At 73.3% G+C, this 12,713-nt stretch carries 16 protein-coding genes; 8 read left to right on the plus strand and 8 right to left on the minus strand.

Features of this window, described 5'->3' with window-relative positions; all coding sequences use genetic code 11:
* Nucleotides 1-75 precede the first annotated feature (75 nt).
* From AB0K12_RS43930 to AB0K12_RS43940, 3 genes are all read right to left on the minus strand, one after another.
* Nucleotides 76-1,380 (minus strand): FAD-binding oxidoreductase, encoded by a 1,305-nt coding sequence (locus AB0K12_RS43930; protein ID WP_364574489.1) that lies wholly within the window; start codon nucleotides 1,378-1,380, stop codon nucleotides 76-78.
* Between the two features lie 307 nt (nucleotides 1,381-1,687).
* A complete protein-coding gene (locus AB0K12_RS43935; RefSeq protein WP_364574491.1) occupies nucleotides 1,688-2,170 on the minus strand; it encodes a metallophosphoesterase family protein in 483 nt (160 codons plus the stop codon).
* Between the two features lie 31 nt (nucleotides 2,171-2,201).
* Nucleotides 2,202-3,434, minus strand: a complete 1,233-nt coding sequence (locus AB0K12_RS43940; protein ID WP_364574522.1) for a sigma-70 family RNA polymerase sigma factor — start codon at nucleotides 3,432-3,434, stop codon at nucleotides 2,202-2,204.
* 45 nt (nucleotides 3,435-3,479) lie between these two features.
* Between AB0K12_RS43940 and AB0K12_RS43945 the strand changes: the two genes are divergently transcribed.
* The 5 genes from AB0K12_RS43945 (at nucleotide 3,480) to AB0K12_RS43965 (ending at nucleotide 7,273) form a co-directional block, all read left to right on the plus strand.
* Nucleotides 3,480-4,316, plus strand: coding sequence for a nucleotidyltransferase domain-containing protein (locus tag AB0K12_RS43945; protein WP_364574493.1), 837 nt, complete (start codon nucleotides 3,480-3,482; stop codon nucleotides 4,314-4,316).
* Between the two features lie 113 nt (nucleotides 4,317-4,429).
* On the plus strand, nucleotides 4,430-5,281 hold the full coding sequence (locus AB0K12_RS43950) for an ATP-binding cassette domain-containing protein (RefSeq protein ID WP_364574495.1): 852 nt from the start codon (nucleotides 4,430-4,432) through the stop codon (nucleotides 5,279-5,281).
* 73 nt (nucleotides 5,282-5,354) lie between these two features.
* A complete protein-coding gene (locus AB0K12_RS43955; protein WP_364574497.1) occupies nucleotides 5,355-6,473 on the plus strand; it encodes a winged helix DNA-binding domain-containing protein in 1,119 nt (372 codons plus the stop codon).
* Nucleotides 6,474-6,517: 44 nt separating this feature from the next.
* Nucleotides 6,518-6,919, plus strand: a complete 402-nt coding sequence (locus AB0K12_RS43960) for a helix-turn-helix domain-containing protein (RefSeq protein ID WP_364574499.1) — start codon at nucleotides 6,518-6,520, stop codon at nucleotides 6,917-6,919.
* A gap of 18 nt (nucleotides 6,920-6,937) precedes the next feature.
* Nucleotides 6,938-7,273, plus strand: a complete 336-nt coding sequence (locus AB0K12_RS43965; RefSeq protein ID WP_364574501.1) for a DUF4180 domain-containing protein — start codon at nucleotides 6,938-6,940, stop codon at nucleotides 7,271-7,273.
* A 61-nt stretch (nucleotides 7,274-7,334) separates the two neighbouring features.
* On the opposite strand, the gene AB0K12_RS43970 is transcribed toward AB0K12_RS43965, so the two are convergent.
* From AB0K12_RS43970 to AB0K12_RS43980, 3 genes are read right to left on the minus strand one after another with little or no spacing between them, the layout of a single operon-like run.
* On the minus strand, nucleotides 7,335-8,129 hold the full coding sequence (locus tag AB0K12_RS43970) for a TetR/AcrR family transcriptional regulator (protein WP_364574503.1): 795 nt from the start codon (nucleotides 8,127-8,129) through the stop codon (nucleotides 7,335-7,337).
* A 60-nt stretch (nucleotides 8,130-8,189) separates the two neighbouring features.
* The gene (locus AB0K12_RS43975; RefSeq protein WP_364574505.1) at nucleotides 8,190-8,510 is read right to left on the minus strand and encodes a multidrug efflux SMR transporter; all 321 of its coding nucleotides are present in this window, start codon (nucleotides 8,508-8,510) and stop codon (nucleotides 8,190-8,192) included.
* Nucleotides 8,511-8,545: 35 nt separating this feature from the next.
* On the minus strand, nucleotides 8,546-8,875 hold the full coding sequence (locus tag AB0K12_RS43980) for a multidrug efflux SMR transporter (RefSeq protein WP_364574507.1): 330 nt from the start codon (nucleotides 8,873-8,875) through the stop codon (nucleotides 8,546-8,548).
* A gap of 99 nt (nucleotides 8,876-8,974) precedes the next feature.
* Between AB0K12_RS43980 and AB0K12_RS43985 the strand changes: the two genes are divergently transcribed.
* Entirely contained in the window at nucleotides 8,975-9,412 is a 438-nt protein-coding gene (locus tag AB0K12_RS43985; RefSeq protein ID WP_364574509.1) for a MarR family transcriptional regulator, read from the plus strand.
* A 213-nt stretch (nucleotides 9,413-9,625) separates the two neighbouring features.
* Here AB0K12_RS43985 and AB0K12_RS43990 read toward each other — a convergent pair whose 3' ends face one another.
* Both AB0K12_RS43990 and AB0K12_RS43995 read right to left on the minus strand, forming a co-directional pair.
* Complete coding sequence (locus AB0K12_RS43990) at nucleotides 9,626-10,465, minus strand: LLM class flavin-dependent oxidoreductase (RefSeq protein ID WP_364574511.1); 840 nt, start codon at nucleotides 10,463-10,465, stop codon at nucleotides 9,626-9,628.
* An 87-nt stretch (nucleotides 10,466-10,552) separates the two neighbouring features.
* The gene (locus AB0K12_RS43995; RefSeq protein WP_345404004.1) at nucleotides 10,553-10,822 is read right to left on the minus strand and encodes a hypothetical protein; all 270 of its coding nucleotides are present in this window, start codon (nucleotides 10,820-10,822) and stop codon (nucleotides 10,553-10,555) included.
* A 365-nt stretch (nucleotides 10,823-11,187) separates the two neighbouring features.
* On the opposite strand from AB0K12_RS43995, the gene AB0K12_RS44000 reads away from it, so the two are divergent.
* Nucleotides 11,188-11,814, plus strand: coding sequence for a GNAT family N-acetyltransferase (locus AB0K12_RS44000; protein WP_364574514.1), 627 nt, complete (start codon nucleotides 11,188-11,190; stop codon nucleotides 11,812-11,814).
* 74 nt (nucleotides 11,815-11,888) lie between these two features.
* Complete coding sequence (locus AB0K12_RS44005) at nucleotides 11,889-12,356, plus strand: hypothetical protein (protein WP_364574516.1); 468 nt, start codon at nucleotides 11,889-11,891, stop codon at nucleotides 12,354-12,356.
* The last annotated feature ends 357 nt before the right edge of the window (nucleotides 12,357-12,713 follow it).

Raw genomic sequence — 12,713 nt, forward strand, 5'->3', positions numbered from 1 at the left:
CGTCCCGACGGTGACACGGCTGCCGTCCCATGTCAGCCGTGTCACGCGGGTGCGCCGCTCGGACCATCGGCTGGATCATCGGGTCACGTGCCCGATGCGGAAGAAGCCGTCCTGGTCGTAGGCGCGCTTGACGCGGCGCAGGCGCTCGTAGTCGCCCTCCGCGTACGCCGCCGCCGTCCGCGACGTGTCCGCCATGAAGTTCAGGAACGACCCGCCGTTGGCGTACGGCCGCAACTCCTCGGCCAGCCCCGGCACCACGGTGTCGACGATCACCGACAGCCGGGTGGAGCGCCGGCTGACCGGTCCCGCGTCAGGGCCGGGCCGCCCCAGCGCGCCGCCCCAATGCCGCACCTCCACGGTCTGCGCCTGCTCGGCGGCCCGCAGCAGGGCGCCGATCACCTCGTCGCCGACGCTGTCGAACAGGTCAAGGTGGCGGGCCGGCGTACCGCCCATCGAGCTGGCCGCGAACGTGGTGGCGCGCACCTCGTCCAGCAGCGGCCCGCCGTGCGCGCTCGCGGCCCGCCACAGCGGCGCCAGCAGCCGCCTGGCCTCGCCGGCGGGACCCGCGTGCAGCACCTTGATCATCACGACGTGCCGGCCGCGCACCGCGGCGGGCGTGCCCTCGTCGTCCGGCATGCGCCTGAGCACGACCGCCGTGCTGATCGCGTCGGGCGCGTCCTCGATCCAGGTCCGGTAGGCGGCCAGCGTGTCCGCCGCCGCCTCGATCGGGAAGTACGCGAACCCCGAGCACACCTCCGCCACCGGGTACAGCCGGAACTCCAGCGAGGTCACCACGCCGAACCCGCCGCCGCCGCCCCGCAGCGCCCAGAACAGCTCGGGGTGGCTGTCCCGGCTCGCCGTCACGTGCCGGCCGTCGGCGAGCAGCACCTCGGCCCGCAGCACGCCGTCGGCCGCGAACCCGTGCCTGCGGCCCAGCCAGCCCAGCCCGCCGCCGAGCGTGTAGCCGACGACGCCGACCGAGGGCGACGAGCCGCACAGCGGCGCCAGCCCGAACGGCGCGGCGGCGGCCAGCACCTCGGACCACCGTGCGCCGGGCCCGACCTTCGCGATCCGGCGGACGGGATCCACCAGCACCGACGCCATGGGCGCGGTCTTGACCAGGACGCCGCCGTCGCAGGCGACGTGCGTGCCGTGCCCGGTGGCCTGCACCGCGAACGGCACCCCGTGGGCCCGGGCGGCCAGCAGGGCCGAGCGGAGGTCGGAGACGCCGTACGCCTCGGCCACCACGGCGGGGCGCGGGTCGAGCGCCGGGTTCAGCGCGCGGCGCCCGGTGTCGTAGCCCGGCTCGCCCGGCCGGTGCACGGGCCCGGTGAAGCCGGGGAGGCGGATGTCGTCCTGGATGCGGTACGGCTGGCTCATCGTCGTCGGCCCTTCTCTGTTTCGCGATCTGAGATCACTCTGCTGGAGGGCGCTTACGGCGGCGTTCCGCTCTTCTTACCGCCGCCCTTAAGCCCTTCGTAGAGCTCCAGGATCGGCCCGCGCGGGCGGCCCGCGAATCGGCCCCGCGTCGCCGCCGGGGCTACGCCAGGAGGTGTAGCGCGGAGGCGGGGGCGTACATCACGGCGGGCAGATGGCCAGGTGAGATCGCCCCGACGGCCGGCGTGAGGAGCTGCGACCAAGCTGGACAAGGCCCGCGACGACGTGGTCGCCCGACGCCCAGCTCGCCTCAGGTGACCGGGACGATCTCCGCCCGCACCAGGGCGCCGTCCTCGACGGTGAGCAGCCCCACGGTGCCGTGCGGCTGGCGGCGGCGGTCGGTGGGGGAGCCCGGGTTGAAGATCCGCAGGCCGTCGCCCGGCTCGTCGAGCGGGATGTGCGAGTGACCGAAGACCACCAGATCGGCCTCGGGGAAGCGGCGCCGCATCCGGGCCAGCCGCCCCTTGGCCGGGCCGCTGTCGTGGATCATGCCGATCCGCAGCCCGTCCAGGGTGAGCTCGAGGGTCTCCGGCGCGTCCACGTCGGGGCCGTCGTTGTTGCCCTTCACGACGTGGACGGGCGCGTACGCCGCCAGCTCGGCCAGCACCGACGGCACGCACACGTCGCCCGCGTGCAGGATGACGTCCGCGCCGCGCAGGTGCTCGGCCACGCGAGGCGGGCACGAGCGCCAGCGCCTGGGTGCGTGCGTGTCGGACAGCGCGACCACCTTCACCCCGTCACCCCTGCCCACCGCGGCGAGCGCCTCACGCCAGCGCCGCCGCCCGCTCCTCCAGGTAACGCCGCTCGGGCAGGCTCGTGGTCAGCCGCGCCGCCTCCCGGTACGCCGCCACCGCCCCCGCCGCGTCGCCCGCCAGCTCCAGCAGGTGGGCGCGGACGGCGACCGGCCGGTGGTGCCGCGCCAGGCGCTCGTCGGCGGCCAGCTCGTCGAGCAGGGCGAGCCCGGCCCGCGGACCGCGCACCATGGCCACGGCCACCGCGTGGTTGAGCCTGGCCATGGGGTTGTCCTCGATGCCGAGCAGCACGTCGTAGAGGGCCAGGATCTGCGGCCAGTCCGTCTCGTCGGCGGCCGGCGCCTCGTCGTGCACCGCCGCGATGGCCGCCTGCAGCTGGTAGGGGCCCACCGGCGAGGTCGCCAGCGCCTTGCTGACCAGCTCCACGCCCTCCGCGATGAGCGGCCGGCTCCACAGGCTCCGGTCCTGCTCGGCGAGCGGGATCAGCCGCCCGTCGCGGTCCGTGCGCGCCGGCCTGCGAGCCTCGGTCAGCAGCATCAGCGCCAGCAGCCCGGCCACCTCGCCGTCATCGGGCAGCAGCCGGTGCACCGCCCTGGCCAGCCGGATCGCCTCGGCCGTCAGATCGGCCCTGAGCAGCTCGGGGCCCGAGGTGGCGGCGTAGCCCTCGTTGAAGATCAGGTAGAGGACGTGCAGCACGACCCGCAGCCGCTCGGCCCGCTCGTCCTGCGGCGGCATCCTGAACTCCAGGCCGCTCGCCTTGATGCGCTGCTTGGCCCGGCTGATGCGCTGCGCCATCGTCGCCTCGGGCACCAGGAACGCGCTCGCGATCTGCGCCGTCGTCAGCCCGCCCACCGCCCGCAGCGTCAGCGCGAGCTGCGACGGCGCCGACAGCGACGGATGGCAGCAGAGGAACAGCAGCGTCATCGTGTCGTCGGAGTCGCCGGCCCGCTCCTCGCCGGGCGGCGCGATCACGAACGCGTCGGCGGGGACGCTGACCGCCACGCTCTCCTCCCTGCGGCGGCGGGCGTGCTCGCTGCGGATGTGGTCGATGACCCGGCGCGCCGCCACGGTCGTCAGCCAGGCCCGCGGGTTGTCCGGCAGCCCCTGCTCCGGCCACTGCACGGAGGCGTCGAGCAGCGCCTCCTGCACGGCGTCCTCGCAGGTGTCGAACTGCTCGTAGCGGCGTACGAGGGTGCCGAGGACCTGCGGGGCCAGCTCGCGCAGCAACGTCTCCACCTCACGCACTTCCACCCCGCCATCCTAGGGTCGGGGCTCACTATGCTCGGTCGGATGCACGACACCGACCCGTACGCGGGACTGGATCTGGAGGGCATCGCCCGGCGGCTGGTGGCGGTGCCCGGGGTGGTGGCGGTGACGCTGGGCGGCAGCCGCGCCCGCGGCACCCACCGTCCCGACTCCGACATCGACCTCGGGCTCTACTACCGTGGCCCGCTCGCCGTCCACGACCTGCGCGCGCTGGCCCGCGAGGTCACCGGCCATGACACCGACGTGACCGAGCCGGGCGGCTGGGGCCCGTGGGTGGACGGCGGCGGCTGGCTGATCGTGGACGGCCGGCACGTGGACTGGATCTACCGCGACCTCGACCGCGTCCAGCGGGTCTGGCGCGACTGCCAGGCCGGCCGCTACGAAGTGGGCTTCCAGGCGGGGCATCCGCTCGGCTTCTTCTCGCACGCGTACGCGGGGGAGGTCGCCCTGTGCCGGGTGCTCGCCGATCCCCGTGGGGAGCTGGCCAAGCTGCGCGAGACCGTCCACTACCCGCCCGCGTTGCGGGAGGCGCTGATCAGCGGCCTGTGGGAGTGCGACTTCGCCCTGACCATCGCCCGGTACGGCGCCGTCGGCCGCGACCCCGCGTACGCGGCGGGAGCCCTGTTCCGCGCGGTCGGCGTGGCCTGCCACGCGCTGCACGCCGCCGACGGCGCCTGGCTGATCAACGAGAAGGGCATGATCACCTCCGCCGCCCGGCTGCCGTCGGCGCCCGAGCGCTTCGGCGAGCGGGCCCAGGCGCTGCTGGCCCACGTGGGCGGCACCCCTGAGGAGATCGGCCGCACCCTGGACGCCGCGGCCGAGCTCGTCGCCGAGGTCCGCGCCGCCTGCGGAGGCTCCTAAAGATCAGATGTCTGAGAACCTGATAGCTTGACTCGGGTACGACCGGACGAAGGGAGACATGTGGTGGCGGAAGCGTCCAGGCCGCGGGCGGCGAGCGGCGGCGAGGTGGCCCGATGACCGTGGTCTCCCGCCCCGCCGACAGCGGTCCCGTGCTGCGGGCCGGCGAGGTCGCGTTCATCCGTGACGGGCGCCACCTGCTGAGCGACATCTCGCTCACCGTGCACCCCGGCGAGCACTGGGCGCTGCTCGGAGCCAACGGCGCCGGCAAGAGCACGCTGCTCGCCCTGCTGGGGGCGGTCAACCATCCGAGCCGCGGCGTGGTCGAGGTGCTCGGGCGCACGCTCGGGCGGGTGGACGTCCGGGAACTGCGCTCGTACCTGGGGCACGTCAACCCGCGTCACGCCCCCGACGGGCCGATGCGGGTGCGCGACGTCGTCCTCACCGGCCTGACCAACACCGCCGCGCTCGTGCCCCGCTGGCAGCCCGCGCGGGAGGAGGCGGCCCGCGCCGACCAGCTCCTCGCCATGCTCGGCATGGGTGACAAGGCGGAGTCCAGGTGGCCCACGCTGTCGCAGGGCGAGCGCGGCCGTACGCTGATCGCCCGCGCCCTCATGCCGCGGCCGCGCCTGCTGCTCCTCGACGAGCCCGCCACCGGCCTCGACCTGGCCGCCCGCGAGCAACTCCTCGCCAGCATCGACGCCCTGCGCGCCCGCCACGCCTCGCTGGCCACCGTCCTGGTGACGCACCACCTCGAGGAGCTGCCCGCCACCACCACGCACGCCATGCTGCTGCGCGACGGCCGCTGCCTGGCGAGCGGCCCCGTCGCCGACGTCCTCACCAGCGAGCTGGTGAGCGCCTGCTTCGACCATCCGGTACGCCTCGTGCGCAGCGACGACGGCCGCTGGGCCGCGCGCGCCGCCCGGGTCCCGGTCGCCATGCCGGCAGAGCCCGTCCCCGCGGCCTGACCGACCGCTGGTAACGCGGCACGATCCTTTCCGCAATGCCTCCTAGGGTGGTCGCCTGACCGAGGAGGAGTGCATGATCGAACTGACCTGGCCGCAGGTGAGCGCCCGCCGGCTGGCCCGCGCGGGGCTCACCGCCCCCATGCGGGCGGAGCCCGCCGAGGTGGTGGCCGCCATGTGCGGGGCGCACGCCCAGGTGATGTCCGCCGCCGAGACGTCGATCGGGCTGCGGCTCGACGGCGTCACGCGGACCGGCGTGCGGGCGGCGGTGGGGGCGGGCCTCGTCAAGACGCACGGGCCGCGCGGCACCGTGCACCTGCTGCCTGCCCGCGACCTGCCGCTCTGGGTCGCCGCCATGTCGTCGATCCCGTACGCGGACCGGGCGCCCGCCTCCATCAGGATGACGCCCGAGCAGATCGAGCAGGTCATCGCCGCCATCCGCGACGCGGTGGCCGGGGCCGAGCTGACCATCGACGAGCTGAGCGAGGCCGTCGTCGCCGCGACAGGACCGTGGGCGGGCGAGCCGGTCATGCCGGCGTTCCAAGGGTGGTGGCCGCGCTGGCGGCAGGTGATGGGGCTGGCGGCGCACCGGGGCGCGTTCGTCTTCGGTGCGGGCCGTGGCCGCAAGGTCACCTACACCGCCGCCCCACTCGCCGCCGGCCCTGCGACTGACGGGGCCGCCTGGCTGGTCAGGGCCTTTTTGACGGCGTATGGGCCGGCCACGCCCGCACAGTTCGCCCAATGGGCGGGCGGCCCTGTGACGTGGGCGGCGGAGGCGTTCGCAAGGGTCGAGCCGGCGGAGGTGCGGCTGGAGGGGCAGCGGGCCTGGCTGCTCGCGGACGACACCGAGTTGCCCGACGAGCCGCCTCGCGGGGTGCGGCTGCTGCCGTACTTCGACGCGTACGTGGTCGCCGGCCGCCCCCGCGAGCTGCTCTACGCCGGGGCCGCGGCGGAGCGGGCGCTGGCCGGCGGGCAGGCCGGCAACTTCCCCGTGCTGCTGGTGGACGGGCAGGTGAGCGGCGTCTGGCACCAGCGGCGCAAGGGCCGCGCGGTGGACGTCACGGTCGAGCCGCTGCGCGACCTCACCCCGGCCCAGGCCCGCGAGCTGGACGAGCAGGTGCAGCGCCTGGGAGCCGTCTTGGAGGCAGCGCCCCGCCTGACCATCGGCACTGTCACGGTCGGCGCACACGCCTAGTCGTTCCCTGTCACTCCCCATCATCCTGCATAATGGGGAACGATATGGAGCACTACACCGTGGATCAGGTGGCCGGCCTTCTCGGTCTGCATGTCAAGACCGTGCGCGGCTACATCCGCGACGGCCGCCTGCCCGCCGCACGCATCGGCAAGCAATACCGCATCGCCAGAGACGACCTTGCGGCCTTCACCGGGCTGCCCGCCGAACCACCCCCGAGCCCGCGCCACGCGGAGGCGACCAGCATCGTCCAGATCGACGGCATCGACCGGGCCGCGATGGACCGCGTCAGCACCATGGTCCTCGGCGCCCTGTCGGCCGAGCGGAGCGGGCTGCGCGTCGAGTTCGCCTACGACGAGCGGCGGCGGCAGCTGAAGGTCGTCGTACTCGGCGGGCTGGAGGAGACCGCCCAGGTGCTGCGGATCATCGACGCCCTCGTCCGCCCATGACCACCCGGAAGGATCCCCATGCCCGACGTCCACTCCTACGACGGCCCGCCCCTGGCCGAGGTCCGCGACGTGCTCGACCTCATCGGCGAGGCGTGGTCGAGCGGCGCCACCTGGGTCGCCGTCCCCGCCGACCGGCTGCCCGCCGCCTTCTTCACGCTCAGCACCGGCGTGGCGGGGGAGATCGCGCAGAAGTTCGTCAACTACCGCATCGGCCTGTCGATCGTCGGCGACATCTCCCGCCATCTGGAGGCCAGCTCCGCGCTGCGCGCCTGGGTCGAGGAGTGCAACAGCGGCCACCACATCTGGTTCGTCCCCGGCACCGCCGAACTCACCTCCCGCCTGACTCCGCGCTGACGAACCGGCACCCGCGCTGACGATGACCCCGGGCTCGTCTTCCCTTCGCCGCGGGGCTGTTTCACAGCGGCTGACGGCTCGCGGCCTTCGCCGCCGTCTCGATGCCGTCGAGCAGGACCGTCAGCCCGATCGAGAACGTCTCGCTCACCCGATGCTCCAGGTAAGGCTCGTCGCCGACGGGCTCGGAGTCGTCGGACTCGACCCAGCGCACCTGCGGGAACCGGCCCGCGAACCCTGGTGCGACCTCCTCGAGCAGCGACGCGCGCGCCTGCCACCACTCCTCGTCGGACACCCCGGTCGCCGTCGCCGCCTGACGCGACTCGGCGACCGTCGCGGCGGCGCCCCTGACGAAGTCGAACAGCAGCGCCACCATCCCGCGCACCCTGCGCGGCCCGAGCCCGGTGCCGCGCAGGACCGACACCAGGCTCTCCAGCAGCGCGAACTCGTTCGGCCCCAGCACGGGACGCGCCTGCGACACCTGCAACATCCAGGGGTGACGCAGGTAGAAGGCGAGCGTCTGCTCGGCCCACGCCGTCAGGGCCGCGCGCCAGCCGGCGTCGAGGTCGTAGGAGGCGGGCAGCTCGGCCAGGGCGCGGTCGTACATGAGGTCGACCAGCTCGCCCTTGCTCGGCACGTACGTGTAGAGCGCCATGCCCGTGCGGCCCAGCCGCTCGCCCACCTTGCGCATCGACAGCGCCGCCATGCCCTCGCTGTCGGCCACCTCGATCGCGGCGTCCACGATCGCGTCGACGCTCAGCCCCGGTTTGGGGCCCGGCCGCGCCTCGCCGGGTTCGCCGCTGCGCCACAGCAGCGCCATCGACCGTCGCGCGTCACCCTGGCCTGCGTAGACGACCAACGCGGAACTCCCCGTACGGACAATTCTTTACGGCATAAGGCTAACAGCGGCCGCAACCGCTCAGATCCCCGAGGTGAGCTTGAGCAGCGCGACGCCGCCGATGATGGCGACGAACGAGCCCAGCTTGGCCGGCGTGATCTTCTCCTTGTAGATGAGGGCGCCGAGGATCACCGTCCCGACCGAGCCGAGACCGGTCCAGATCGTGTAGCCGACGCCGACGTCCAGGGTCTTCAGCGCCAGGCTGAGCGTGAAGATGCCGCCGGCCGCGGCCAGCAGCGTGAAGACCGACGGCCAGAGCCGGGTGAAGCCCTTGGTGGCGTTGGTGCCGAGGGCGAAGGCGATCTCGAAGACGATCGCGACGGACAGATAGATCCAGGCCATGGTGCAGCTCCTATGGGATGAGATCAGGCGGGTGGTCAGGCGGTGGTCAGGCGGTCGGAGAGCTTGAGCCCCAGCACGCCGCCGATGATCAGGACGAAGGCGAGGGCCTTCCAGGCGCTCATCTCCTCACCGAAGATCAGGGTGCCGAGCACGACGGTGCCGACCGAGCCGATGCCGGTCCAGACGGTGTAGCCGACGCCGACGTCCAGGGTCTTCAGCGCCAGGCTCAGGAAGAAGATCCCGCCGGCCGCCGCGACGGCCGTGAGCAGCGAGGGCCACAGCTGGGTGAACCCCTCGGTGGCGTTGGTGGCCAGGGCGAAGACGACTTCGAAGACGGACGCGATGAGCAGATAGACCCACGCCACGGCTCCTCCTATATGTATGTACGTGCAAGTAATGAGTAGTATGTTGCATGTACATGTATTGTCATGTCAAGCCGATGTCCCGGACGAAGGGGCCCCCGCATGACCGACACGGCGACCGAGCCGTCCATCACCGACACCTGGCAGCAGGTCCTCCTGCTGCACTCCCACATCGAAAGCAGGCTCGCCACCGCGCTGCAGCGCAGGCACGGGGTCGGCCTGTCCGAGTTCCGCGCGCTCGGCCATCTCGCCGCCTCGCCGAGCAGCGAGCTGCGCATGCAGGAGCTCGCCGACAAGCTGGGGCTCAACCAGAGCTCGGTGACCCGCCTGGTGGCCCGGCTGAACGCGGCCGACCTCGCCTACCGCGACCTGTGCCCCGACGACAAGCGCGGCGTCTACGCCGTCGTCACCGAGGCCGGCAAGGCCCGCCACGCCGAGGCGGGCCGCACGTACGAGGAGACCCTGCGAGCCGCACTGGCGGAGGCGGACCCCCAGCTGGCCACCGCGCTCACGACCCTCTCCGCGAACATTCATTCATAGCCGAATATCTTGCTTGAAGTGGGGGTCGCCGGCGTGTGAGGATCGTCCTGTCCGGCGATCTCGGGGGTGTCGTGACCGGCTCCTATCCGCGGTTCTCCTGGCAGAGCCTCAGCGGGAGCCGGCGACCAGGGCAGCCACGCCGAGCTGCCAGCGGCGGGCGGCGGCTACGCCGACCCCCATCGCACCCAGGCGCTCGCCTGCCGCTGACGGCCCCTACTTCTGAAACCTGCCGGCGACGGCGGCCAGCATCTCCCAGGCCGCCTCGGGGCGCAGGGTCTCGGCCGGGTCCTCGAAGAACGGGTCGAGCACCACCGTCTCCGCGCCCATCTCCCGCAGCTGCTCGAGGTCCTCGGTGACCTGCTCGATCGTGCCCTCGCCGAGGAGCCGCTCGTCGCCCGTCACCGGCGTGCCCGTGACGCGCAGCAGGATGCGCGGCGCCAGGGCCGGCACCGGCAGCTCCTCGGCGGCGGCGACCTCCTGGAGGGTGGCCCACCGCTCGCGCAGCCACGGCAGCGTCATCCGCAGCGGATGCCACGCCTGGCCGAACCGCACCGTCCTTCGCAGGGCCGCGCCGCTGCCGCCGCCCACCCAGATCGGCACCCCACCGGACCGGTAGTCGGCCTCGTCGGCCCAGGCCGCCCTGATCGCCGTCAGGTGCTCGTCGGTCAGCCGGCCGCGCCGCTCGTACGCCACCCCGAGCGCCTCGAACTCCTGCCGCGCCCACCCGGCGCCCACGCCCAGCACGAACCGGCCGCCGCTCAGGTCGTGGAGATTGGCCGCCATGCGGGCGATCAGCAGCGGGTGACGGTAGGGGACGATCAGGACCGTGGTGCCGAACGTGAGCCGGGTCGTGCTGCCCGCCAGCCAGGCGAGGGTGGTGAACGGGTCGTAGAACGGCGCCGGATATTGCTCGGCCACGTCAGGGGTGATCACCACGTGGTCGGAGACCATGAGCAGGTCGTAGCCGAGCCCTTCGACGGTCAGCGCCCAGCGGCGCAGGACCTCGGGGTCGGTGCCGGGACCGAAGTTCGGGACGTTCACACCCAGTCGCATCGGCACAGGCTATCGGCGTTCCGCGGGGGCGGGAAACGGCGCGCCGCCGCCCGGGGTGTCCCGGGCGGCGGCGGCCATCAGCTTGACTCAGTCGTCGTCGTCCGCGTCGTCGTCGTCCCAGCCCCAGTGGTGCTTGTGGCTGTTCTTGCAGGCGTCGGCGTCGCGCGTACCGGCGAAGACGCCGTGCTTGGTGATGTGGTGGTAGGTGCTGTCGTCGTTCAGGACGAGCCCGCACGCCCTCGGGTGCTCGTTCCAGCTGTGGTCGGACCAGATGTCGGCGGCCGCAGAGCCGGCCGTTCCGAACACCGCTGCCGTGATGAGCAGCGCGCCGCCGGCGGCCACGAGGCTACTTCTCATGATCTCCCCCTGTAATCACGAAGTGACATCGGCCATCACTATACGTAGCGATCTTGTGGTAGGGCGGCCCGCCACACCCCGTAATTGATCAACAGGACCCCGCCCCCCGGCAAAACCACCGCCCGACGTCCAAACCCCGCCCCACGTCCAAACCCCCGACAAACCGCCGACCCTGGCTGCGGCGCTGAAGCCGAGCGCGCCTTCACGCCCCCGGCCGCCCGGCCGATCCCGCGGCTGCCCGGCCCGACCGTGGTCGTCTCCGCTGGTGAGGGCGGCGGTGAGGGCGGCGGCGGTGAGGGCGGCGGTGGGGTGGGCGATGGGGTGGGCGATGGGGTGGGCGGGGGCGCGTGTCATCATGGCGGCTCATGACGACGTTGGCAGAGGTGCTTCGCGATGCTGAGGACGGCCGTTTTCCTGCTGCGGACGGCGGTGTGACCATCGTGGCGCAGCCGTCGGCGCGCGACCTCGGGGTGCTCTCCTTCACCGCGCACGCCGTGGTCTTCGCCGACGTCGATCATGCCTGGATCCGTGAGCGGCTGCTCCCTGGTGACCTGTCCGCGCCGCTCGGGCCGCCGTTCCTGCAGGAGCTGGCCGCCCTGACCGGCCGGGCCGCCGGCAGCCACGACCTGCTCGCCGTCGCCGCTCCGCTGCCGGGGCGCGCGCCGCTCCCGCTGGAGGAACTGCGCGACAGCGGGCACCCGAGGGTGGCGCGGGCCCGCCGCTACCGTGACGACGTACGCGTCTGGACCGCCCCCGGGGGGCTGCTGACCGTCGGACGGGGCGTGGGCGGGCGGTGGGAGGTGGCGGTCGAGGTCGAGCCCGGCCATCGGGGCCGGGGGCTGGGCCGGTCGCTGGCCGCCGCCGCCCGGCATCTGGCGCCCGGTCCGGTGTGGGCCCAGGTCGCGCCGGGGAACGCGGCGAGCGTACGGGCCTTCCTGGCCGCCGGATACGTCCCCGCCGGCGCCGAGGTGCTGCTGTCCCCTGACCTCTGAGCGTCCGTGCGGGGGAGCGGGATCCCCCGCACGGGGGAGCCCCGAGGGGTACGGCGATCGGGAGGGTGATGCCCATGAAGGTCGCTGATGTGGGAATCGCCTGGACCGCCCTCTACGTCGCCTCCAAGATCGCGTACGCCCTCGATGGCCGCCTGGGAGTCACCGGCGGCCCGGTGGTACAGCCGGAGAGCTACCTCGCGTACGGCCCCGGCGAGGTCGCTTCGGCCCAGTGGGCGAACGCCGCATCCGGCCTCGTCGTCATGGCGGTCCTGCTGGCCGGCCGGCTCCGCCTCGGTCGGGCGAAGGCCAGGTGGGTGCACCTGACCGTGGTCACCGGTCACTGGCTCTGCGGCCTCATGGCCGCCGCCGGAGCCGTCGGAATGGTGGGCGGCGCGCTCTTCACCGACCGCGGGGGAGCGGTCTTCGGGCTCTACTGCGGAGTGTGGGCCGCCCTGATCGCCCTGTCGACCCGCGACCTACGGCGACGGCCCGAGCAGACCACCGCCGCGACCACGACAGGCCGCGCCAACCAGAACTCCTGACCCACGATGCGGGGCAGGCGGGGCCGCGCGGGCGCCTCGTTCGCGGAACGCAACCGCCCGAGGCGAACGGATCCCAGGACGGAGGCTGGTCAGGTGAGTCGCCTGGCCGTCTCGGTCACGGAGCCGGGCCCGCCCCCGGGTGGCACGGCGATGCCGGAGGCGGGTCGCCTGGGCGTCTCGGCTGTGGAGCCGGGGCTGCCCGGGTCGGTTGGGGCCTGGGCCGGAGGCGGTCGGCGGGCCTCCGGCGTGCCGAGGCCGGGGTGGGATGCTCCTATGGATGTCAAGCGGCATGTTCTTGATCGTTTGATGTGATGATTCGGTGGAGTTCTCGAGCGACGTAGCGCTTCAGGCAGCGGA

The organism is Nonomuraea sp. NPDC049419 (assembly GCF_040676995.1).
Lineage (GTDB): Bacteria > Actinomycetota > Actinomycetes > Streptosporangiales > Streptosporangiaceae > Nonomuraea > Nonomuraea salmonea.